Raw genomic sequence first — 22,430 nt, 5'->3', positions numbered from 1 at the left:
ACACCCACACCCGGAACTCAGCCCTTGACGGAGGCCATCCACGCCTCGACCTCGTCCGCCCGACGAGGCAACGCCGCACTCAGATTCCGGTTGCCGTCCTCCGTCACGAGGATGTCGTCCTCGATCCGCACACCGATACCCCGGTACTCCTCCGGCACCGTCAGATCATCGGCCTGGAAGTACAGCCCCGGCTCGACGGTCAGGCACATCCCCGGCTCCAGCACACCGTCGACATACGTCTCGGTCCGCGCGGCAGCGCAGTCGTGCACGTCCATCCCGAGCATGTGCCCGGTCCCGTGCAACGTCCACCGCCGCTGGAGCCCCAGCTCCAGCACCCGCTCCACCGGCCCCTCGACCAGCCCCCACTCGACCAGCTTCTCGGCCAGCACCCGCTGCGCGGCGTCGTGGAAGTCCCGGTACTTCGCCCCCGGCTGCACCGCCGCGATCCCGGCCTCCTGGGCCTCGTACACGGCGTCGTAGATCTTCCGCTGGATCTCGCTGAACCGGCCGTTGACCGGCAGTGTGCGCGTGACGTCGGCGGTGTAGTACGTGTGCGTCTCCACACCCGCGTCGAGCAGCAGCAGATCGCCCGACCGCACGGGCCCGTCGTTGCGCACCCAGTGCAGCGTGCAGGCGTGCGGCCCGGCCGCGGCGATCGTGCCGTAGCCGACGTCATTGCCCTCCACCCGCGCGCGGAGGAAGAACGTGCCCTCGATGTACCGCTCGGAGGTCGCCTCGGCCTTGTCGAGGACCTTCACCACGTCCTCGAAGCCGCGCACGGTGGAGTCGACGGCCTTCTGGAGCTCGCCGATCTCGAACTCGTCCTTGACCAGCCGCGCCTCGGAGAGGAAGACCCGCAGCTCCTCGTCGCGCTCGGCGGTGACCTTGTCGGTCAGCGCGGCCTCGATGCCGGCGTCGTAGCCGCGCACGACCCGCACCGGACCGGTGGCCTCGCGCAGCGCCCCGGCCAGCTCGCGCACGTCGGAGGCGGGGATGCCGTAGAGCTTCTGCGCCTCGGTGAGGGAGTGGCGGCGGCCGACCCACAGCTCGCCCTGGCCGTCCAGCCAGAACTCGCCGTTCTCCCGGTTGGACCGCGGCAGGAGGTAGATCGTCGCCTCGTGGCCCTCGCCCTTGGGCTCCAGGACCAGGACGCCGTCCTCGGTCTGGTTGCCGGTGAGGTAGGCGTACTCGACGGAGGCGCGGAAGGCGTACTCGGTGTCGTTCGAGCGGGTCTTGAGGTTCCCCGCGGGGATCACCAGCCGCTCGCCCGGGAAGCGCGCGGACAGCGCGGCCCGGCGGGCGGCGGTCTCGGCGGCCTGGGGGATGGGCCGGAGATCACGCAGCTCGGTGTCCGCCCAGCCGCTCTTCATGTTCTCGGCAAGCTCGTCCGACACGCCGGGGTACAGTCCGTTCTTCCGCTGCTTGATCGGCTCTTCTTCGGCAGTCTCCGGGGTGTCCGAAGGCTCTTCTGCCACGGCGGTCATCCTCCTCGATACGGCACTGGACCGCCCTCCACTGTACGGCGGCGCGGAAGCGTCCTCAGGGCTATGACGAGGAGCGTTACTCGAACCGCGCCGCCAGCAGCACGACGTCCTCCGCACCGTCGGCCGCGTCCAGCCCGTCCGGCAGCACGCTCCGCAGGACGTGGTCGGCGATGGCGCCGGGGTCGCGCCGCAGTGCCCGGGGAACTCCGGCCGCCGCCGTGTGCAGCCGGGCGAAGGCGCGGTCGGTGGTCTCGCCGGTGCGGTGCAGCAGCCCGTCGGTGTACAGCAGAACGGTCTCTCCGGGCTCGGCGAGGATCTCCACGCTCGGCGCCTCCCAGCAGGCGAGCATGCCCAGCGGGGCGGAGACCGACGTCTCCACGAACTCGGTGCGGCGCTGTCCAAGCAGCAGCGGCGGGCTGTGTCCCGCACCGGCCAGCGTGATCTTGCGGGCGGCCGGTTCGCAGTAGCCGAACAGGGCGGTGGCCGAGCGGGCCGGTTCGGTCAGCCGCAGCAGCAGCTCCAGGTCGGACAGGACGGCGACCGGGTCCTCCCCCTCCATCACGGCGTAGGCGCGCAGGGACGCCCGCAGCCGCCCCATCGCGGCGACCGCGCTGGGACCCGCCCCGGTGACGGACCCGACGGCGAGGCCGAGGGCGGCGTCGGGCAGCGGCAGCGCGTCGTACCAGTCGCCGCCGCCGCGCGGGCCGGTGCGGTGCCGGGCGGCGAGCTGGACACCGGCCACCCGCGGCAGCCGCGCGGGCAGCAGCTCATCCGACATGGTCGCCATGGACGCGCGCGTGCGCTCCAGTTCCAGGAGCCGGGCCAGGTGTTCGGCGGCGTACCGGGCGTACAGGCCGACGAGGTGGCGCTGCCGCTCGTTCGGTTCGGCGGGTTCGTCGTAGAGCCATACGACGGCGCCGAGGCGGCCGGCGGACTCGGTCGTCAGAGGGAGGGCGTGACTGGCGGCGTAGCCGAGGCGGGCCGCGACCTCGCGGTGGCGGGGGTCGATCCCCTCCTCGGCGAACAGGTCGGGCTCGGTGATGCCGTCCTCGCCGCCGGGCAGTCCGTCGAGGATCCGGCCGTAGGACAGGGCGCTGCGGGGCACGGTCTCGATGTGGCCGAGGTCGGCGCGGGCCAGGCCCAGGCCGATGGTGGTGTCCGGGCCGAGGCCGTCGCCGGGTTCCAGGACGACGAGGCCGCGGCGGGCGCCCACCAGGGCGGCGCCGGCCCGCAGCAATTCCTGGAGCGCCTCGTCGAGCGCGGAGGTGCGGGCCAGGCGTTCGGTCAGTTCGTGGAGGGTGGTGAGGTCGGAGACCCAGCCGGCGAGACGGTCCTGGAGTACCGCGCCCGGCGGGGCCGGGGGGTTTGCCGGGGCGGACGGGGACGTACCGCCCGCCGCGACGGGCGCGACAGTGTGTGCGGGCGAGGGAACCGTTGAATCGATTCCAGCCACTTTCGGAGGGTGCGGGGCGTTCATGGCGTCCGGCTTTCCGACCAGCGCGTACTGCTCAAAAGCATCGCAAACCCCCATGTCATTCTGCGCCGCTAGCAGTGTCTCCACATGTACACGCACTCGTGAGGAGATGTCCAGCATTGTCCTGATGGGATTCCTGGTGTCCGTGAGGTCCGAGGGGACAACTCCCCTTCTTCTTGCCTAAATGTAAAGTTGGCTTAAAACTGCCGCATGGGACGGCTTATTGCGGTCGACTGGGCTTGCTCGACGGAGCGTCACAACGGTCGCGATGGGTACGTACTCGGTGAAGGCCAGGGGTGGTTGAGAACTACCCGGAACCTGGTGACGGAGCCGAGCGTCTTAGCCACCGACGACCGTGCCCCATCCTCCCGTGGCGGAGGCGGAGAGAAATACGCGCGACGGCAAACGCCATACTTCGCCACCCCTACGCCACGCCCGTGCTTTTGAATAGACGCAGTATGGGCGGGACGGCCGCGGAGGCAGTCAATGCTCGACCCATAGGGGTTCCCCTTGCGCACGGCAGGGGTGTGATGCGCCAACAGGTACGCACAGTGAAGTGATCGACACATGATGTGATGTGGACCACGGTGTTGCCGGCGTGCAACGGAAAGGAACGAGCGCTCATGCGCGAGATCCTCGGAAGGCGACGCAGGCTCCTGTCCCAGCGCAGCGACGGGAGGCCTGAGCTGATCGGCGCGGCCCTGACCTACGCGACCCAATGGCAGTGGCCCGTACTCCCGGGCGTGGCGGCGGACCCCGAGGGGCGCAGCCGCTGCGGCTGTCCGGACCCCGAATGCACGGTTCCCGGCGCGCACCCCTTCGACCCCGGCCTGCTCGCGGCCACCACGGACGGGCGCATGGTGCGCTGGTGGTGGGGCAACCGGCCCACGGCGCCGATCGTCCTGGCCACCGGCGGCAAGGCGCCCTGCGCGGTCTCCCTGCCCGCCCTGCCGGCGGCCCGCGCCCTCGACGCGCTCGACAGCATGGGCATGCGGCTCGGCCCGGTCGTCGCGTCCTCCGCCCGCTGGGCGATCCTCGTGAAGCCGTACTCCATGGAGCAGCTCGGCGAACTGCTCTACGCCAAGGACTTCGTGCCCGGCTCCCTCCGCTTCCACGGCGAGGGCGGCTACCTGGCGCTGCCGCCGTCCGAGACGGGGCAGGGCGAGATCCGCTGGGAGCGGGCGCCACTGCCCGGCTCGGCCTCGCCGTGGGTGCCCGATGTGGAGGCCGTGGTGGACGCCGTGGTCGAGGCCCTCACTCGTACGGGTGTGAGCGCGCCCGAGTTCTAGGGCTGTCGGGCGCGCCGAGCCCGGGTTCCGGCCCGGCGCGTTATGTTCCGGGGCCATGCCGCGTCATTCCCGGGGCCGCTCCCGGGACCCCCGAAAAGTCCGACCCCGAAAGTTCCCACCCCGGAAGTTCCGACTGCTCGCCCTCGCGGGCGTCGTGGCGGCGTGCGCGGTCGCACTGCCGCTGGCGGTGGCGTCCGCGGGGTCCCCGGATTTCTCCGTTGGGTCCCCGGATTCAGGGGATGCGACACATTCCGGGGGCTCGGCGGGCGGTGCCGGTGTGCGCGGCGGTTCCGTGTCCGGTTCCGGACGGGACGCCGTACGTTCCTCCTCGCCGTCCGCGGACGGCGAGGCGTCTTCCGCCGCGGCCGGCCTCCCCGCGCTCGGCCCGGGCCTGTCCACCACCGCGCGCTGCGGCCCCGAACTCTCCACCCCCGACGGCGTCGAGGCGCAGACCTGTGTCGTGACGCAGGCCTCGGACACCTGGGCGCGGACCTACTACCGCAATGCGACCGGCGAGGCGCTGGACGCCGTACTGAGCCTGATGGGGCCCGGCGCCCGGACCGTGCGCATCACGTGCGCGGTGGGTGCCGAGGACGAGCCGGGGACGTGTGAGACGCCCCGCGAGCCCGCGCGCGGGGATCTGGCGGCGTACACGGCGGTCGCGGAGTTCGCCCGACAGGCCGGCCAGGGGCCGCTGCTGCTGCGCTCCGGGAGCAACACGCCTACGGAAGCGGGCAGTTGACGAAAGGCTGCGTTCCGTGAACCGTCGCGCGCAGAGAAAGACCCGGTTGCTGGCGACGGGGGATGCACCAGCAACCGGGCTACAGGAACGGTAACAAGAGATCGGCGGTTCGCAAATTCGGTCTCGCCCTTTCCAGTCACCGACTGGCTTGTCCCGGCCGGGAGTTGTGAAGGGCGTCACCTGTCCGGAGCACGAGGGTCCGGCCGGCCGGCCGAGCGGCCGGACCGGGCCCTGTGACGATCCGTCAGCTGAGTGTGACCTGCCGGTTGGTGAGGCCGCCACGCGCGCGGCGCTCGTCCGCGGTGAGCGGCGCGTCCGTGGCCAGGGCGGCGGCGAGGCGCTCGGCGAACTCCGCCGCCGGCTTCTCCACGTCTTCGGCCGTGACCCCGCTCGGCAGGTCCCAGACCGGCACGGTGAGCCCGTGAGCGCGGAAGGAGCCCACCAGGCGGGTGCCCTCGCCGAGGCTTGACCGGCCCGCCGCGTGCAGCCGCGCGAGAGCGTCCAAAAGCTGCTCCTCGGGGTGGGGCATGACCCACCGCAGATGGTTCTTCTCGGGCGTCTCGCACCAGTACGCGGCGTCCACGCCCTGGAGCTTGACGGTCGGGATGGCCGCGGCGTTGGCCCGCTCCAGGGAGGCGGTCACCTCCGGGGTGGCGTTCTCCGGATCCGGCACCCAGAACTCGAAGCCGCTGTGCACTTCTGGCTCGAAGGCGCCCTCCGGGTCGAGCAGATCCTGCAGCCGCGGACCGTCGGCCGGGGCGCGGCGGCCCTGCACCGGTGTGCCGGGCTCGGCTTCAAGGGCGCGCTGGAGGATGTCGGCGAGGTCGCGGCTGATGTCGCCCGACGAGGTGTCGTTCTGGAGGCCGAGCATGACCGAGCCGTCGTCGCGGCGCAGGGCGGGCCAGGCCATCGGCAGGACCGTGGCCAGCGTGACCGCCGGGACGCCCTCGGGGAGGCCGTCCTTGAGCGTCAGCCCGGCTGTGGCCGCCGGGACCAGCTCGCGCAGGGCCACCCAGTCGCACTCGCCGGGCAGGCCCTCGAAGGGGCGGTGCACCAGCTCGGTCGCGGCGTGGGCCGCGGCCCGGCCGTGACAGGCCTTGTAGCGGCGGCCGCTGCCGCAGGGGCAGGGCTCGCGGGCGCCGACGACCGGGATCTCTCCGTCCGTGAGCTGCGGGCGCTTGGCCTTCGTCTGGGGTCGCTTCTTGGCCATCGATGGGTCTCCCGGTTACGGCTCGTCTCGTACGGTCGCGAGCCTAGCCGTTCGCGCCACGGGTGACGGGGTCCTGTGGACAACACCGGTCCTGTGGACAACGGCGCGCGGTGCGGCGCCCCGGAAGGGACCCGGAAGAAGGCCGTGAGGTACTGGAACAGGACCGTGAGGGACCCGAAGACGACCGTGAGGGACCGGAAAGGCCGTGTCCGGCCGGCGCCGGGTCAGTCCATGTCGTCGAAGGCGTCCGCGAAGTCCAGCCCGGGTATCTGGGACACCGCCGGGGCCGTGACCCGTGTCGCGAAGTCGTCGCGGCGGTGGCCGGCGTCCGGGTCGTACACGTCGGCGTGGACGACGACCCACACGGTGACCTCGCCGCGGATGTCGTCCCGGACACCCCAGTCGTCGGCCAGCGCGGTGATGATGTTCAGCCCGCGGCCGCCGTGTGCCGTCACCGACGGGGTCGCCGGGGCGGGGCGGGTCGGGCCACCGCCGTCCGTGACCTCGACGATGAGCCGGCCGGAGGGGTCCACGCGCCACGCGGCACGGACGTCACCGTCGCCGGAGAGCGCGTCGCCCAGGGGCCTGCCGTGTTTGCACGCGTTGCTCAAAAGTTCGGAAAGGATCAGTACAGCGTCGTCGATGACCGATTCCGCTACGCCACCTCTGCGCAACTGCGCGCGCATACGGTGCCTCGCTTCCCCCACGCCCGCAGGGCCATGGGGTACGGCCATGCTCGACGACGTGGGCACCTCCTGTGCCACCACCAACGCCACCCCCGAGACCTCCTTCGCCCCACGCCACGGTGTGGATGCCCCATTGGCCTGTACCGGAAACCGGCCAATCAACGTCCTGTGACGCATTCGCCACGATCGAATACGGACCGAACGCGCCGGAGCACTCCTTGTAATCGTGTGGCTGGATTTCATCGGTTTGGCCGAGACGCGAGGATCTCGCCCGTCAATGGGTGGGGTCAAGAGGTGTGCGTGGGTCTGGTGGGACTTGTGTGGTCGACCACTGCCGCCGGACCCCTCCGGACATCCGCCGGACTCCAGGAGTCGGACCTCCGTGGGACCTCAGCGGCCGAGTTGGTCGAGCACAGCGCGCGGGCGGTTGGTGATGATGGCGTCGACGCCCAGGCCGACGCAGAGATCCACGTCCTCGGGCTCGTTCACGGTCCACACGTGCACCTGGTGGCCGGCCCGCTTCAGGCGCTCCACGTAGACGGGGTGGTTGCGCACGATCCGCAGCGACGGGCCCGCGATCCGCACGCCCAGGGGCAGGCGTCCGTCGCGCAGCCGGGGCGAGACGAACTGCATCAGGTAGACCGTCGGCAGGGTCGGCGAGGCGGCACGCACGCGGTGCAGCGAGCGGGCCGAGAAGCTCATGACCCGCACCTGGGACTCCTCGGCGGTGGCCGGGGCGTCGAGTCCGAACCGCTTCAGCAGGACCAGCAGCCGCTCCTCGACCTGCCCCGCCCAGCGCGTGGGGTGCTTGGTCTCGATGGCCAGTTCCACCCGGCGTCCGGCGTCGGCGACGAGTTCGAGCAGCCGCTCCAGGGTGAGGACGGACGTCGCCTCACGGTCCTCCGGGCGGTGCTCCCAGTCGGGGTCCTCGTCGCGCCCCTTGTAGGCCTCGCCTGTCTTCCAGGAGCCGAAGTCCAGGGCGGAGAGGTCGGCGAGCTCCAAGGCGGAGACCGCGCCGCGGCCGTTGGACGTACGGTTGATCCGGCGGTCGTGTACGCACACCAGGTGGCCGTCGGCGGTCAGGCGCACATCGCATTCCAGGGCGTCCGCGCCGTCCTCGATCGCCTTGGTGTATGCGGCCAGGGTGTGTTCCGGAGCGTCCTCGGAGGCCCCGCGGTGGGCGACGACTTGAATCCCATGCTGCCGTGCGTGAGTCACCGCGTCATGGTGCCACCGCACGCGGGTACGCGTCTGGTCGGACGGACCCGGCGGATTCACAGGTCCGGACGGAGGCATTGGAATTGCATCCTTTTCGTCAGTAATGCCCTATATAAAGAATGGCCCCGGACCCACAGCCACCGCTTATGGTGCTCTGACGGCCAGTGGGAAAAGCTGACGGCATACAAAGGGACAAGCACAGCTGTATCGCGCCGGACCGTCGCCAGCGTGAAAAAGCGTGACCGAGTGCGCCCCAGGAAACAGCCGTGGATCGAGGAGAGAAGCTGTGAGCACCGAGAACGAGGGCACCGCGGTACCCCCCGCCCCGTCCGCACCCCCCGTGCCGGTGGACGCTCCCGCTGCTCCGGCCCCCCAGGGACAGCCGCCGCAGGGACAGGCACCCCAGGGACCGGGACCGTACGGACAGGAATCCCAGGGGCAGTCCGCCCACGGCCAGGGCGCTCCTGGTGACGTCGCGCATCACGGCGTCTCCTCCTCCGCCCCCGACCCCTCCTGGCCCCCGCCCCCGCCGCCGGGCTCCCCGGCGTACGGCGGCGACGGTTCCGGTTCCGGCGGCGGCTGGGGTTCCTCGTACCAGCAGCCGGCGCCGAAGTCCGGCCGTGGCCGCGGCGGTCTGGTCGCCGCGATCCTGGTGGCCGCGCTGGCCGCGGGCGGCCTGGGCGGCGGTCTCGGCTACACGCTGGCCAAGAACAACGACGAGAACAGCGGCTCGACGACGGTCTCGGCCTCCACCAGCGGCGGTGACGTCAAGCGCGACCCGGGCACGGTCGCGGGCGTGGCCGCCAAGGCGCTGCCGAGCACGGTCACGATCGAGGCCGAGAGCAACAGCGGTGAGGGCGGCACCGGCACGGGCTTCGTCTTCGACAAGCAGGGACACATCGTCACCAACAACCACGTCGTGGCCGGCGCGGTGGACGGCGGCAAGCTCACCGCGACGTTCCCGAGCGGCAAGAAGTACGACGCCGAGGTGGTGGGGCACGCGCAGGGCTACGACGTTGCGGTCATCAAGCTCAAGAACACCCCGAACGACCTGAAGCCGCTCACCCTCGGCGACTCGGACAAGGTGGCCGTCGGTGACGCGACCATCGCGATCGGCGCCCCCTTCGGCCTGTCCGACACGGTGACGACGGGCATCATCAGCGCCAAGAACCGCCCGGTCGCCTCCAGTGACGGCAGCGGCAGCCAGGCGTCGTACATGAGCGCCCTGCAGACCGACGCCTCGATCAACCCGGGCAACTCCGGCGGTCCACTGCTGGACGCGCAGGGCAACGTCATCGGCATCAACTCCGCGATCCAGTCCACCGGCAACGGCGGCTTCGGCACCGGCCAGTCCGGCTCGATCGGCCTCGGCTTCGCCATCCCGATCAACCAGGCCGAGTACGTCGCCCAGGAACTGATCAAGACCGGCAAGCCGGTGTACGCGAAGATCGGCGCGTCCGTCTCCCTGGATGACACCTCGGGCGGCGCGCAGATCTCCAAGGAGGGCGCGGGCGGCGCCGCCGCACCGGTCGAGCCGGGCGGCCCGGCCGCCAAGGCGGGCCTCAAGCCCGGCGACGTCATCACCAAGCTCGACGACCGGGTGATCGACTCCGGCCCCACCCTGATCGGCGAGATCTGGACCCACCAGCCGGGCGACAAGGTCACGATCACCTATGAGCGCGACGGCAAGCAGCACACGGTCGACGTGACCCTGGGCTCGCGCATCGGCGACAACTGACCCACACCGGCCTGCACCGACCCGTTACCCTTGTCCCCGCGCCGCCGATCACGGCCGGCGCGGGGAGGCGTGCCCGAGCGGCCGAAGGGAACGGTCTTGAAAACCGTCGTGGCAGCGATGTCACCGTGGGTTCAAATCCCACCGCCTCCGCCGAGGTCATAGACCTTGCAGGGCAGAAGGGGTGTCTCTCAACGGAGGCACCCCTTCTGCGTGGTGATCACGGTGGGTGGACGTGTCAGACCGTGTAGGAGCGAGCCCCGGTCCCGGCAAGCCTGCCGCCCTCCACTATGAGGTACTCCTGACGGATCGGGCGGCCGTCCAGCCAGCACTCCAGGACTTCCCGCACGCCGGCCGCGTACCTGGCCTGCGCGGAGAGCGTCGAACCGGATACGTGCGGTGTCATGCCCTCGTGCGGCATGGTGCGCCACGGGTGGTCCTCTTCCGGTGGCTCCGGGTACCAGACGTCACCGGCGTAGCCGGCCAGATGGCCTCGCTCCAGAGCGCGTACCACGGCGTCCCGGTCGACGATCAGCGCGCGAGCCGTGTTGACGATGTACGACCCGCGTTTCATGGTCGCCAGCATCTCGTCGTCGAAGAGGTTCACCGTCTTGGCGTGCAGCGGCGCGTGGATGGAGAGCACGTCCACGGCGGCCGCCAGGGAACGGGCGTCCGGATGCCAGGTCAGCCCCAGCTCCCGCTCGAGCTCCGGTGGCAACCTGTGCACGTCGTTGTAGTGCAGCTTCACCTCGAACGGCCGCAGCCGGCGGAGCACTGCCAGGCCGATCCGTCCGGCACCGAAAACGCCGACGTCCATGCCCTCCAGGTCGTAGTTCCGCGAGACGCTGTCGGCGACGTTCCACCCTCGGCGGGCGGTGACCCACTCATGGGCGGGCAGGTAGTTGTGGACCAGGGCGAGGATCTGCATGACCGCGTGCTCCGACACGCTGATGCTGTTGCTGTAAGTGATCTCCGCGACGGTGACGTCGTGTTCGATGGCGCTCGGAAGGTCCACGTGGTCCGAACCGATCCCGGCTGTGATCGACAGCTTCAGGTGCGGCGCACGCCGGATCCGGTCAGGAGTGAGGTAGGCGGGCCAGAACGGCTGCGAGATCACCACGTCGGTGTCGGGGAGCTCGCGCTCCAGCACGGAGTCGGGCCCGTCCTTGTCGGAGGTGACGACCAGTGTGTGGCCCCGGTCCTCGAGGAACGGACGCAGGCCCAGTTCACCGGAGACGCAGCCGACCAGCTCACCCGGCTTGAAGTCGAGGCTCTGGGGGGTGGGCGCCGTCTGCCCTCCGGGATAGCCGCTGACGACGGGAATCTCGTCCCGGGCGTACCTGGGCGGGTAGCCGTCGACGGGGTCCGGATAAAGCACCGTCAGGATCTTCGCCATGGCCGCGTCCTCTCACCGAAGGTCGGCGCGCAGGCGCAGTCAGCTGGCCGCACACGCGCTCCGGCCGGCCTTGCTGTCCGGTTCCGAGTCCCCGGCCCGCCGCACACCGAAACGGGACCCGGGCCGGCTGACACGCCCCGGCCGGGCACCACGCCCCTGCCCGTGCCGGGCGCTACGCCAGGGTGTCGGGGGTGCCCTCGGGCTGGGTGTCCGCGAACTCCCACCATGCGAGCGGCAGCCAGTCTCCGTCGACGAATCCGTCGACGGAGCCTCCGCTGCCCCGTATGGCCACCCGGGTCCCTTCCGGATAGGTCGTGCCGGACAGGCCGGATACCGGGACGAGGAGCGTGCCGAGACGTCGCGACAAGGTTTTGAATCCTTCCGAAGTGGTGCGGAATAGGACTTTGCAGCCTCTAGATGCAAATCATCTCATCATGCACCAGGCTGGAGTATGAGCCAAGACACAGAAGACCGGTGAGCTGCAAGGCTGGGGACCTGGTCCCGACGGATGCAGCGGGTCCCCCGGCGCCTCCGTTCCGATCTGTGAGCGAACAACCACACCCAGTGGAAGGGTTCGATCATGAGGGCCGTCGTCTACAAGGGACCGTTCGAAGTCGCGATCGAGCAAGTGGAGGATCCCCGAATCCAGCACCCGAACGACGTGATCGTCCGTGTCACGTCCACCGCTATCTGCGGGTCGGACCTGCACATGTACGAGGGCCGCACGGCCGCCGAGCCGGGGATCGTCTTCGGCCACGAGAACCTCGGCGTCATCGAGGAGGCCGGTGACGGTGTGACGTCGCTCAGCCGCGGAGACCGCGTTGTCATGCCCTTCAATGTGGCCTGCGGCTTCTGCAAGAACTGCACGGCGGGCTTCACCGGCTTCTGCCTGACGGTGAACCCTGGTTTCGCCGGCGGTGCGTACGGCTACGTGGCGATGGGACCCTTCGTGGGGGGCCAGGCCGAGTACGTACGGGTGCCGTACGCGGACTTCAACTGCCTGAAGCTCCCTGAGGGCACCGAGAAGGAAACCGACTTCGTCCTGCTGGCGGACATCTTCCCGACCGGCTACCACGGCAACGAGCTGGCCGACGTGCGCCCCGGTAACAGCGTCGCCGTGTACGGCGGTGGCCCGGTCGGTCTGATGGCCGCCTACTCGGCGATCCTGCGCGGCGCGAGCAAGGTGTTCGTGGTCGACCGGGTGGCCGAGCGGTTGCAGAAGGCGGAGGAGATCGGCGCCGTACCGATCGACTTCACCCAGGGCAACCCGGTGGAGCAGATCAGGGAGCAGACCGCGGGTGAAGGCACGGACAAGGGCATCGATGCCGTCGGCTACCAGGCCCAGGCACGTGGCGAGGACCGCGAGGAACCGGCGACCGTACTGAACTCGCTCGTCGAGACGGTCCGGCCGACGGGCGCTCTCGGTGTGCCGGGCCTGTACGTCCCGCGCGACCCCGGCGGACCGGACGAGCAGGCGAAGCAGGGCATGCTGGTGGTTGCCATCGGGCGTCTCTTCGAAAAGGGGCTGCGCGTGGGCACCGGGCAGTGCAACGTCAAGCGCTACAACCGTCAGCTGCGTGACATGATCATCGAGGGCCGTGCGCAGCCCAGCTTCGTCGTTTCGCATGAGCTGCCGCTCGACCAGGCGCCGACGGCGTACGAAAAGTTCGACAAGCGGACGGAGGGCTACACCAAGGTCGTCCTGCACCCGCACGACTGAGGACGCCCGGCGCCGCGCTGCTCGGCAGAGATCGCTGACCACCACGGGCCCGGGCCCTCTCTCCAATTCGCAACAGGAGACCTGGGGTTGCGGCAGCGCCCGCGTCCGAGCACGTCAACTGCCCCGGTGCCATCGGCACCGGGGTCCTGACCAGAGATTCCGCGACCGGACCAGCTGAGTGTTGATGCCGTCTTCGGCGTCGGCAGCGGCCAGGGCCCGCCAACGTCCGTACCAGGCCGTACACGGAGTGCGGCAAGGTGGGCACCTTCGTCAAGGGCACGACGTTCTACTACTGGTGTTACGTCAACAACTCCTACGGGAACAAGTGGATCTACGGTCGTATCGTCGGCACCCAGACCAAGGGCTGGGTCTGTGACTCAGAAGTCGTGCACACCAAGGGAACGCTGAAGAAGTGCTGAGGCCGCCAAGAACCGTCGTGGCAGCGAGAGTGCCGGCGTGAGCCGGCGCATCGTCGTCGTCACCGCTGTGCACGGCCCGTCGGCCCGGTTTCTGCCGGAGGCCCACAAGTCCCTGTGCGAGCAGTGGCTGCCGGAGGGCTGGGACTGGCAGTGGGTGATCCAGGAGGACGGGGAGAGCGAGGCCGTACGGCCGTACGTGCCCGATGACGAGCGGGTGACGTTCCGGCAGGGCCGGGCCGGGGGGCCCGGTGTCGCCCGGACCATCGCGCTGGCGCATGCCGAGAGTGCGTACGTGAAGGTCCTGGACGCCGACGACCAGTTGCCGCCGGGCACGCTCGCGCGGGATCTGGCGGCGCTGGAGGCCGACCGCAGCCTCGGGTGGGCGACGTCGCGGGTACTGGACCTCATGCCCGACGGGTCGACGGTCGGTTTTCCCGGCGACCCCGACCAGGGGCCGATCGAGCGCGGGGCCGTCTTCGAGCACTGGAAGGCCAACGGCTTCCTCGCACCGGTCCATCCGGCGTCGCTGTTCGTACGGCGGGAACTGCTGCTCGCCCTCGGCGGCTGGATGGCGCTGCCCGCTTCGGAGGACACGGGGCTGCTGCTCGCGCTGAACGCCGTGAGCCGGGGGTGGTTCTCGGGCGAGGTGGGGCTGCTGTACCGGAAGTGGGAGGGGCAGGTGACCGGGCAGACGGCCCATGTGGACCGGGCCGAGCGCGCTGCCCGGATGGCCGTCGTGGAGGCCAGGGCCCGGGCGTTGGCGGGGCTTCGGTGGCCTTTTCCGGTGGGGCACTGAGCTGAGCCGATCGACGACCTGAGCGAGCGGGGCCCTGACTTGAGCCGGTCACCCGCCTACGGCAGAAGCTCCGTCCCCGTCCCCGCCGTCGCGACAAGCTCGTGGCGGACGTACCACTCGGTACCGAGCAACCGCCCCCGCTCGGCCTCCGGCAAGGCGGCGATCAGGCCCGGGGCGGCGCCCCGTCGCACCTCCGTGCGGTGCGCCAGTACGGCGGCGATCTTCCGGTCCAGCCAGGGGGTGACGTCGACGGTCGCCGTGACCCGGTCGTCCGGGACCGTGCGCAACGCCTTGCCCGCGGGGGCCAGGTGTCCGCCCCACTCCCGGACGGCGGAGTGCGGGTGCGTGGACAGGTACAGGGCGCTCGGCTGCCAGGGCTCCCCGGCGTCCGGGTAGAGGCGTTCGAGTCCGGCGGCGTGGACCGCAAGCAGGGTCACGCGGTGGGTGTGCACATGGTCCTCGTGACCGGTCAGGCCGCCGTAGGCGTCGTGGGTGACGACGATCTCCGGGCGGAAGTCCCGGATGTGCGCGACCAGGCCGCCCACCGCCTCGTCGAGCGGGGCGTCGCACAGGCGTGGTCTGCCCGGGGCCGACCGCGGGACGCGGGAGTCGGCGTACCCCAGCAGGCGTGGCTTGTCTGCGCCGAGGATGTGGAGCGCGTCGGCCAGTTCCGCGGCGCGCGGGGTGTCCGACGCCCAGGTGGCCGTGACGACCGCCGTGCGGGCGCCCGCCGCGTGCCGGGCGAGGGTGCCGCCCGCCGTGAGGGACTCGTCGTCGGGGTGGGCGAAGACCGCGAGCAGGCTCGGTACCGGCACCGGTCCTCGCTACGGCCCGTCCGGTGACGAGGACGCGTCAGTGATGCTGATGGCCTGGCTGGGGCACTTCTCCGCCGCCTCCAGGATCTCCGGGGCGTCGCCCATCTGTTCGTGGCCCGGGCGGACGACACCGAATCCGTCGACGAACTCGAAGACCGCCGGGGCCCTGTGGACGCACTCGGCGGAGCCGTAGCAGAGCTCGCGGTCGACAGAGATCTTCTGCCCCTTCATCCCCTTCATCCCCCTCGTCCCCCACCGGCCGATACAGGAAGCCGGCGGGCCCTGAGGTGTTGACTGCCCAGCGCGAGACCGGCTGAACCGGCCCGGCTAGCGTGCGCCGGCCGCCGCGAGCCAGTGGGCGACCCGGCGTACGGCGGCCTCGTCGAGCCGTTCGACGAGTTCCTGGACGGTCGCCTCGTCCTCGGGGGAGAGGTCGTAGAGGCCCGCCCTGCTCAGCCCGGACATGAGGACCTGGTGGCGGCGGCCGGTCATGCGCTGCGCCAGCTTGGTCGGTTCGGAGGCAGAGGCCTGCGGACCCGGCTGGGACCGCGACGCCTGCTTCAGGGGCGTGTCGAACCGGTGCCACTCGCCGTCCTTCGGCCCCCACAGGGCGCAGGTCACCTCTTCCCCACGCGCCCGCAGGGTCTGTGTCATCTCGCCGAGGGCGTGCAGCACGGGCGAGCGGTGGGGCGACTCCGCGGCTGCCCGCCAGGTCTGCGTGGCCGGCTGGTGGAACATCGCCACCCAGCGCGGGGCGCCCTGCGGTCGTGGGCTCTCGGGACGTGTCTGCACTGTGCTCACCCCTGTACGTCGCTCCGGAAGCGGTACGGCAGGCCGGCCTTGGCAGCGGCAGGCGAACGGCAGGCCGACCATAGCTGACGGTCCGTCAGTTATCCAGGGTTGTCGTCAGTCGTCCGGGGTTGCAGAGCGCGGCCTGGTGGGGAGGATCACCACGTCGTCCGGCACCGGTCCCTCCCCTCGTGGGGACCGGTGCCGAACGGTGGGGTCGCGGTCGTCCGACTTCGCTGGAAGTCGACCGGATGAGTGCGCTGCTGCGTCCGGATCCTGCCAGTTTCGGCCACCGACGAGGAGTCTCCGGTTCCGGGTAGGCGGTATTACCGCAGGTCAGACATATAGAGTGAGTTTTCCGGTCCGGACGTCCAGGCGCGGGGAGTTAAGGAGTGGAGACCTTGGGTTCCGACTCCGGGGCACGCACCGCTTTCGCGGAGCGCCTCGCACTGCTGTACAAGGAAGCCGGGAACCCTCCACTCAAACGTGTGTCCGAAGCGGTCGTCCGGCTCCAGCGGGTCGACGAACGCGGGCGTCCCGTCCGGGTGTCCGCGCAGCGCATCAGCGACTGGCGCCGGGCACGGAACGTACCCGCTCAGTTCACCGCCCTCGCGGCGGTGCTGCACGTGCTGATCCCCGAGGCGCGGCGGGCGCGGCCCACGCCGGTGTCCCCGGGCCTGTACGACCTCGGCCAGTGGCAGCGGCTGTGGGAAGCCGCGGTGGCCGACCCGGTCGGCGAGCGCGGCGCGGCGTCCGCGGAGCAGGAGCGGTCCGCCGCCGAGGGCCCGCCGGCGCCCGGCGGGGTGTGTCCGTACCGGGGCCTGGCCTCCTACCGCAGGGAGGACGCCCGGTGGTTCTTCGGCCGGGAGCGGAGCACGGACGCGCTCGTCGCCCAGCTCCGGGCCGTGGCGGAGACGGGCGGCCTGGTCATGCTCGTGGGTGCGTCGGGGGCGGGGAAGTCCTCGCTGCTGAACGCCGGGCTGGTGCCCGCACTGCGGGACGGCGCGCTGGACGACGACGGCGAGGACGGCGACCGCGGTGACGACGGCGGTGGGGAGGGCCGGGCCACGGAGGTCGTGCAGCTCGTACCCGGCGGTGATCCGCTGGCGGAGCTGACCCGGTGCATCCCCGAACTGGGCCCGGTCGTCTCGGCCGTGATCGCGGCCGACGAACCCACCGGCGAGGGCCCCGTCGCCACCACCACGGCGGACCCACGGGTCCGAAGCACCACGGTGGACCCACCCGTCCAAAGGGGCCGTGACGTCCGTGACATCCGTGCCGCCGTCGCCGCCTGGGCGCGGCGCGAGGCGCCGGCCGGCGCGCGGCCGGTCGTCATCGTGGACCAGTTCGAGGAGACGTTCACCCTCTGCCCCGACGAGGCGGAGCGGCGTGCGTTCGTCGAGGTGCTGCACGCCGCCTGTTCGCCGGGCGGCGACGGCGACCCGGCCCCGGCGGTCGTGGTGCTGGGCATACGGGCCGACTTCTACGAGCGGTGCCTCCGGTATCCCGAACTGGCCGACGCGCTCCAGCACCGGCACATGGTGCTCGGACCCCTGACCACCGCGGAGCTGCGCGAGGCGGTGACGGGCCCGGCCAAGGCCGTCGGCCTGGAGCTGGAGCCGGGCCTGGCGGAGCTGATCGTCCGGGAGGTGAGCGCCGACGGCCCGCGCGGTGGGGGTCCCTCCCACGCCTTTCGGGCTGTGGGGGAGCACGACGCGGGAGTGCTGCCGCTCCTCTCGCACGCCCTGCTGGCCACCTGGCAGCGCAGGAAGGCGGGCCGGCTGACGCTCGCCGGGTACCGCGCGGCCGGCGGCATCCAGGGCGCGGTCGCGGCGACCGCCGAGCGGGCCTGGTCCGGACTCGACCCGGCGGCGCGCACGGCGGCCCGGCTGCTCCTGCTCCGGCTGGTCCGGCTGGGTGAGGACACCCAGGCCACGCGCAGAAGGGGCACCCGGCGCCAGTTGGCGGACGAGTCGACCGACCCCGGCAAGACCGAGGAGTCCCTGGAGGCGCTGGTCCGCGCCCGGCTGGTGACGCTCGACGCGGAGACCGTGGAGATCACCCACGAGGCGCTGCTGCACGCCTGGCCGCGGCTGCGCGACTGGATCGACGAGGACCGGCAGGGCAACCTGCTGCGCCAGCGCCTGGAGGAGGACGGCCGGGCCTGGGAGGAGTCCGACCGCGACACCTCACTGCTCTACCGGGGCTCCCGTCTGGAACAGGCCCACGGGTGGGCGAAATCCGCCGGGGACACGTTCCTGACCCGCAGCGCGGTGGAGTTCCTGGCCGCCTCGGTCAGGCTGCGCAGGCGCATCATCTGGATCAGCCGGAGCGCGGTGGCGGCCCTGGTCGTGCTGGCGGTGCTGGCCGTCGGAGCGGCCGTCGTCGCCTGGAAGCAGCGGGACGAGGCCGTGTTCGAGCAGGTGCTCGCCCAGGCCGATCGCGTCCAGTACACGGATCCGTCGCTGTCGGCGCAGCTCGACCTGGTGGCACACCGGCTGCGGCCGGACGACAAGGGCGCGAACAGCCGTCTGATCTCCATCGTGAACGCCCCGCTGGCCACGCCGCTGGTCGGCCACACCGGCGCCGTCTACCTCACGACGTTCAGCCCGGACGGCCGGACCCTGGCCACCGCAAGCTACGACCGGACCGTACGGCTGTGGGACGTGGCCGACCCCAAGCGCCCGAAGCCCCTGGGCAAGCCGCTCACCGGCCACACCAGCTGGGTGAGCAGCGCGGTCTTCAGCCCGGACGGCCGCACCCTGGCCAGCGCCGCCGACGACGGCACGATCCGGCTGTGGGACGTGACAGACCCTGCCCAGCCGCAGCCGCTCGCCCGACCGCTGACCGGCCATGACGGCACGATCTACCTGATCGCCTTCAGCCCGGACGGGCGCACGCTGGCCTCCGTCGGCGACGACCACACCGTACGGCTGTGGGACGTGGCCGACCCGAAGCGTCCGAAGGCCCTGGGCAAGCCGCTGACCGGGCACAAGGCCGCCGTGCGCTCGGTGGCGTTCAGCCCGGACGGCCGGACGCTGGCGGCCGGTGGTGATGACGGCACGATCCGGCTGTGGGACGTGACGCAGCCCCGGCGTCCGGAGCCGGTCGGGGAGCCGCTGACCAGCCACACCGACACGGTGCACTCCGTGGCCTTCAGCCCCGACGGCCGTACGCTCGCCAGCGGCAGCGCGGACGAGACCGTCCGGCTCTGGAACATGACCGACCGGCGTCGCCCGGCAGCGATCGGAGCGCCGCTCACCGGCCACACGGGGGCGGTGTGGTCCGTGGCCTTCAGCCCCGACGGCAACATGCTCGCCGCCGCCAGCGCGGACAGCACGGCGAGTCTGTGGAAGGTCAGTGACCCGGCGTACCCGTCGCAGGTGGGCGGGCCCCTGGCGGGCAGCAGCGGCGAGATGTACGCGCTCGGCTTCAGCCCCGACGGGCGCACCCTCGCCACCGGGACGGGCGACAACAAGGTCCGGCTGTGGTCGCTGCCGACGGCGGACATGATCGGCCGGACCGGAGCGTTCCGGCCGGACGGGCGGGTGCTCGCGACGGCGGCGCTCGACGGACGGGTCCGGCTGTGGGACGTGCGCAAGCCCGGCAGGCCGGTGCCGATGGGCGAACCGTTCCGGCCGAAGGGCGGCGTACGCTCCCTGGAGTTCTCCAGCAACGGCCGCACCCTCGCGGTGGTGACGGGAAACCGGGCCGTGCAGCTGTGGAACGTCGGGGATCCGGACCGCCCCGTCCCCCACGGGTCGCCCGTCCCCCTGCGCATCCGGTTCGCCGACCCGCTGGCCTTCAGCCCGGACGGGCGCCTCCTGGCGACCGCCTACGACGACCGCACCATCCAGCTGTGGGACGTCGGCGACCCGTCCCGCCCCCGTCCGATCGGCGCGCCCCTCACCGGTCACAAGGGGTACGTCAACTCCCTCGTCTTCAGCCCGGACGGCCATACGCTCGCCAGCGGCAGTGCCGACGGCACCATCCGGCTGTGGAACGCGACGGACCGCGGACGTGCCGTGCTACGCGGCGCCCCTCTCAAGGGCCATCTCGGAGCCGTCAACGTCCTCGCCTACAGCCCCGACGGTCACACGCTGGCCAGCGGCGGCGACGACAACTCGGTCCGGCTCTGGGACATCGAGGACCCCTCCAAGGCCTCGCAGCGCAGGAGCCTCACCGGCCACACGGAGGCGGTCGTGTCACTGACCTTCAGCCGGGGCGGCCGCACCCTGGCCAGCGGCGGCAACGACAGCACCGTCCGGCTCTGGAACGTCTCCGACCCCTCCAAGGCCGGCCCGATCGGCCAGTCGATGAGCCCCAACGCCAAGAGCGGCACCTTCCTGGCGTTCAGCCCGAGCAACCACATGCTGGGGGTGTCGAGCGGCACCGACACCATCCGGCTCTGGAACCTGGACGTCGACGAGGCCGCACGCCGCGTCTGCACGATGACCCGGGGCGTGCTGACGCCGGAGACCTGGCGCGAGTACCTGCCCCGGCTGTCGTACGACCCGCCGTGCGAGCCCTGACGGTGCCCGGCCGCACAACAGGCCCCGTAACCAAGGCAGTTGAGTGATACGAGTCACAACCCCGGCTTTGCTGACGAACCGTCGACTCCCATGGGCAAGCGCTTGTTACCCTTGGCCATAGCCCGACCGCTGGTGCATCCCCCGTCGCCAGCGGTCGGGCCTTTACGTGCGCCTGTGGCCTCGCAGGTCGAGCCGCATCAGGATCCGGGGATGGCCGGCCAGCACCGAGGTGGTGTCCGCCGCGTAGCTGAAGCCGGCGCGTTCGAAGTTCTTCCGGAGGCCGGGGTACGCCATCGTCAGGTCGACCTTGGCGTCGCCGTTGTCGAGGGGGTACGCCTCGACCGCCGGTGCGCCGTGGGCGCGGGCGAACTCGACCGCGCCGGCGATGAGGGCGTGCGAGATGCCCTGCTTCCGGTGACCGGGGCGTACCCGGACGCACCACAGCGACCAGACGGGCAGGTCGTCGACGTGCGGGATCTTGCGGTTGCGGGCGAAGGAGGTGTCCGCGCGCGGGGCGACGGCGGCCCAGCCGACCGGTTCGTCGCCGTCGTAGGCGAGCACGCCGGGGGGCGGATCCGCGCGGCACAGCTCGGCGACGTACTCGCCTCGGGCCGGGCCGCGCAGTTCGTTGTTGCGTTTGGAGGGGATCCGGTAGCTCAGGCACCAGCAGACGTTCGCGCCGGGCGACTTGGGCCCCAGCACGGTACGGACGTCCTCGAAGACCGTGGCCGGCCGAACGTCGATGCTCATGCCACCACGATGTCACGCACCGCCCGGAACCCCCTAGACCCTCGGGCCCGTTGACACGGCCTGGCTGAACGCGTTGTAGAACGGCTGGGCCATCCCGGCGAGCGCAGAGGCGCCCTGGGAGAACGGCGTGATCGGATCGATCGCCCCCGACCGGCTGCCGCCACCGCCGCCACGACCGCCGCCGGGTTCGGCGGCCAGGGCGGACGAACCGCCCTGGAGGATGACGAGCGCGACGAGCAGAGCAGCGGCACGGGAGAGCAGACGAGATCGCATGCCCGCTTCAACGAACCGCTTTGTCCCAGGTCACAGGCCTGCCATTTGTGTTCTGGACGTAAGACCGACAGCGGCATCGCGGTCCTGCTCAGGCCGACGCCGCGCGTAGCATTCGCAGGTGGCCGATCTCGGTCACGTTCTTCATCAGTTCCGCGTTCACCCAGGCCGCCATGTGCGCGACGGTGTACTGGGGGTCGTTCGGCCAGGGGAACCGTGCCGCGGCGTCCAGGTCGGAGTCCGTGAGACCGTCCAGGACGGCCAGCCACTGCGTGCGCAGGCCGCGCAGCCACTCGATGGTCGGTGTGCCCTCGCCGGGCCATACGACGTCCGTGCGGTCGCGGGGCGGGCGGCCCTGGGCGTGGTCGAGGGCCACGCTCCACCACCAGCCGATGTGCCAGCTCACCCAGGCGACGGTGGGGACGGGCACGGGGTCGGGCTCGGTCTCCGCCCAGTCCGGTACCCAGGTGCCGTCGGGGCCCCTGCGCATCGTCCAGCAGTGCGGCACGGGCTCCCAGAGGAAGTCCTCCGGCTCCAGCCGCTCCAGGTGGTACTCGAACAACGACCAGGTCAACTCGAGCTGCCAGCACAGCAGTTGGGTACGGGAAACGTTCATTGGACGACCCTACGCAAGCGCCCGGGCGTCCCGGGCCAGTCCCGTCCAGTCCAGGTCCCGCAGCGCGGGCTCGGCGTCGCAGCCCGACGGCAGGCGAGGCGTGGCCTGGAACCAGACAACAGTGAGACGGGAGCGGTACGCGACCGGGTCGCGGGCCGGATCGAGAGCCGTGGAGTGGAACGCGCCGACGCAGGCCACGGCGGGCAGGACCTCGACGGGCCCGAGGCCGCCCGCGTACTGGTCGGGGTATGCGCGCGGCGGCGGGACCAGGTGCACCGGTGTGCCGGGGCGGGCCCGCTCGGCGGCGCGCAGCAGCCCTCGGATCCGCAGGTCGTTCACCGGCTTGCAGGGATAGCCCTCCAGCAGGTCGCCGTACGTCGACGTGAACCGCAGCTCGGCGAGATCCACCGAGCGGCCGGAGGCCAGGACGAGGCGGGCGAGCGCCAGGGCCGGCGATTTGACGTGCTGTTGCATGGAGGTCTTTCGGTG

The 22,430-nt window shown here is 71.4% G+C and carries 21 protein-coding genes and 1 tRNA gene; 8 read left to right on the top strand and 14 right to left on the bottom strand.

Features of this window, described 5'->3' with window-relative positions; all coding sequences use genetic code 11:
- Positions 1-17: 17 nt before the first annotated feature.
- Together ACIBNA_RS08775 and ACIBNA_RS08770 are read right to left on the bottom strand one after the other, a co-directional pair.
- Complete coding sequence (locus ACIBNA_RS08775) at positions 18-1,484, bottom strand: aminopeptidase P family protein (protein WP_399164515.1); 1,467 nt, start codon at positions 1,482-1,484, stop codon at positions 18-20.
- A gap of 76 nt (positions 1,485-1,560) precedes the next feature.
- The gene (locus ACIBNA_RS08770; protein WP_399164514.1) at positions 1,561-3,078 is read right to left on the bottom strand and encodes a PP2C family protein-serine/threonine phosphatase; all 1,518 of its coding nucleotides are present in this window, start codon (positions 3,076-3,078) and stop codon (positions 1,561-1,563) included.
- Positions 3,079-3,581: 503 nt separating this feature from the next.
- On the opposite strand from ACIBNA_RS08770, the gene ACIBNA_RS08765 reads away from it, so the two are divergent.
- Entirely contained in the window at positions 3,582-4,247 is a 666-nt protein-coding gene (locus ACIBNA_RS08765) for a bifunctional DNA primase/polymerase (protein ID WP_399164513.1), read from the top strand.
- A gap of 55 nt (positions 4,248-4,302) precedes the next feature.
- The gene (locus ACIBNA_RS08760) at positions 4,303-4,989 is read left to right on the top strand and encodes a hypothetical protein (protein WP_399164512.1); all 687 of its coding nucleotides are present in this window, start codon (positions 4,303-4,305) and stop codon (positions 4,987-4,989) included.
- A 244-nt stretch (positions 4,990-5,233) separates the two neighbouring features.
- Here ACIBNA_RS08760 and ACIBNA_RS08755 read toward each other — a convergent pair whose 3' ends face one another.
- The 3 genes from ACIBNA_RS08755 to ACIBNA_RS08745 all read right to left on the bottom strand — a co-directional run bounded on the left by ACIBNA_RS08755 (position 5,234) and on the right by ACIBNA_RS08745 (position 8,103).
- Positions 5,234-6,199, bottom strand: coding sequence for a DUF5926 family protein (locus ACIBNA_RS08755; RefSeq protein ID WP_399164511.1), 966 nt, complete (start codon positions 6,197-6,199; stop codon positions 5,234-5,236).
- A gap of 224 nt (positions 6,200-6,423) precedes the next feature.
- Complete coding sequence (locus tag ACIBNA_RS08750) at positions 6,424-7,062, bottom strand: ATP-binding protein (protein ID WP_399164510.1); 639 nt, start codon at positions 7,060-7,062, stop codon at positions 6,424-6,426.
- A gap of 213 nt (positions 7,063-7,275) precedes the next feature.
- Positions 7,276-8,103: a glycerophosphodiester phosphodiesterase gene (locus tag ACIBNA_RS08745; protein WP_399164509.1), complete on the bottom strand. Its 828-nt coding sequence runs from the start codon at positions 8,101-8,103 to the stop codon at positions 7,276-7,278.
- Between the two features lie 286 nt (positions 8,104-8,389).
- Here ACIBNA_RS08745 and ACIBNA_RS08740 point away from each other — a divergent pair, with 286 nt between their 5' ends.
- Both ACIBNA_RS08740 and ACIBNA_RS08735 read left to right on the top strand, forming a co-directional pair.
- Complete coding sequence (locus tag ACIBNA_RS08740) at positions 8,390-9,841, top strand: S1C family serine protease (RefSeq protein WP_399164508.1); 1,452 nt, start codon at positions 8,390-8,392, stop codon at positions 9,839-9,841.
- A gap of 63 nt (positions 9,842-9,904) precedes the next feature.
- Positions 9,905-9,991 (top strand) — tRNA-Ser (locus ACIBNA_RS08735).
- A gap of 85 nt (positions 9,992-10,076) precedes the next feature.
- On the opposite strand, the gene ACIBNA_RS08730 is transcribed toward ACIBNA_RS08735, so the two are convergent.
- Positions 10,077-11,234, bottom strand: coding sequence for an NAD-dependent formate dehydrogenase (locus ACIBNA_RS08730; protein WP_399164507.1), 1,158 nt, complete (start codon positions 11,232-11,234; stop codon positions 10,077-10,079).
- Between the two features lie 172 nt (positions 11,235-11,406).
- Complete coding sequence (locus ACIBNA_RS08725; RefSeq protein ID WP_274817529.1) at positions 11,407-11,601, bottom strand: hypothetical protein; 195 nt, start codon at positions 11,599-11,601, stop codon at positions 11,407-11,409.
- 213 nt (positions 11,602-11,814) lie between these two features.
- Here ACIBNA_RS08725 and ACIBNA_RS08720 point away from each other — a divergent pair, with 213 nt between their 5' ends.
- The 3 genes from ACIBNA_RS08720 (at position 11,815) to ACIBNA_RS08710 (ending at position 14,169) form a co-directional block, all read left to right on the top strand.
- On the top strand, positions 11,815-12,954 hold the full coding sequence (locus ACIBNA_RS08720; RefSeq protein WP_399164506.1) for a glutathione-independent formaldehyde dehydrogenase: 1,140 nt from the start codon (positions 11,815-11,817) through the stop codon (positions 12,952-12,954).
- A gap of 257 nt (positions 12,955-13,211) precedes the next feature.
- Positions 13,212-13,373, top strand: coding sequence for a hypothetical protein (locus ACIBNA_RS08715; protein WP_399164505.1), 162 nt, complete (start codon positions 13,212-13,214; stop codon positions 13,371-13,373).
- 37 nt (positions 13,374-13,410) lie between these two features.
- Positions 13,411-14,169, top strand: a complete 759-nt coding sequence (locus ACIBNA_RS08710; RefSeq protein WP_399164504.1) for a glycosyltransferase family 2 protein — start codon at positions 13,411-13,413, stop codon at positions 14,167-14,169.
- Positions 14,170-14,225: 56 nt separating this feature from the next.
- On the opposite strand, the gene ACIBNA_RS08705 is transcribed toward ACIBNA_RS08710, so the two are convergent.
- The 3 genes from ACIBNA_RS08705 to ACIBNA_RS08695 all read right to left on the bottom strand — a co-directional run bounded on the left by ACIBNA_RS08705 (position 14,226) and on the right by ACIBNA_RS08695 (position 15,776).
- Positions 14,226-14,984, bottom strand: coding sequence for a PIG-L deacetylase family protein (locus ACIBNA_RS08705; RefSeq protein WP_399164503.1), 759 nt, complete (start codon positions 14,982-14,984; stop codon positions 14,226-14,228).
- Between the two features lie 9 nt (positions 14,985-14,993).
- On the bottom strand, positions 14,994-15,224 hold the full coding sequence (locus ACIBNA_RS08700; RefSeq protein ID WP_399164502.1) for a ferredoxin: 231 nt from the start codon (positions 15,222-15,224) through the stop codon (positions 14,994-14,996).
- Between the two features lie 87 nt (positions 15,225-15,311).
- Complete coding sequence (locus ACIBNA_RS08695; RefSeq protein ID WP_399164501.1) at positions 15,312-15,776, bottom strand: hypothetical protein; 465 nt, start codon at positions 15,774-15,776, stop codon at positions 15,312-15,314.
- 389 nt (positions 15,777-16,165) lie between these two features.
- Here ACIBNA_RS08695 and ACIBNA_RS08690 point away from each other — a divergent pair, with 389 nt between their 5' ends.
- Entirely contained in the window at positions 16,166-20,305 is a 4,140-nt protein-coding gene (locus ACIBNA_RS08690) for a hypothetical protein (protein ID WP_399164500.1), read from the top strand.
- A gap of 162 nt (positions 20,306-20,467) precedes the next feature.
- Here ACIBNA_RS08690 and ACIBNA_RS08685 read toward each other — a convergent pair whose 3' ends face one another.
- From ACIBNA_RS08685 to ACIBNA_RS08670, 4 genes are all read right to left on the bottom strand, one after another.
- Positions 20,468-21,055 (bottom strand): GNAT family N-acetyltransferase, encoded by a 588-nt coding sequence (locus ACIBNA_RS08685; RefSeq protein WP_399164499.1) that lies wholly within the window; start codon positions 21,053-21,055, stop codon positions 20,468-20,470.
- A gap of 33 nt (positions 21,056-21,088) precedes the next feature.
- The gene (locus ACIBNA_RS08680; RefSeq protein ID WP_399164498.1) at positions 21,089-21,328 is read right to left on the bottom strand and encodes a hypothetical protein; all 240 of its coding nucleotides are present in this window, start codon (positions 21,326-21,328) and stop codon (positions 21,089-21,091) included.
- A gap of 88 nt (positions 21,329-21,416) precedes the next feature.
- On the bottom strand, positions 21,417-21,941 hold the full coding sequence (locus ACIBNA_RS08675) for a DinB family protein (protein WP_399164497.1): 525 nt from the start codon (positions 21,939-21,941) through the stop codon (positions 21,417-21,419).
- Positions 21,942-21,950: 9 nt separating this feature from the next.
- Complete coding sequence (locus tag ACIBNA_RS08670) at positions 21,951-22,415, bottom strand: hypothetical protein (RefSeq protein ID WP_399164496.1); 465 nt, start codon at positions 22,413-22,415, stop codon at positions 21,951-21,953.
- Positions 22,416-22,430 lie beyond the last annotated feature (15 nt).

The organism is Streptomyces sp. NPDC050164, assembly GCF_044459945.1.
GTDB lineage: Bacteria > Actinomycetota > Actinomycetes > Streptomycetales > Streptomycetaceae > Streptomyces > Streptomyces coeruleorubidus_A.
This window is presented reverse-complemented; position numbering and strand designations above follow the sequence as displayed.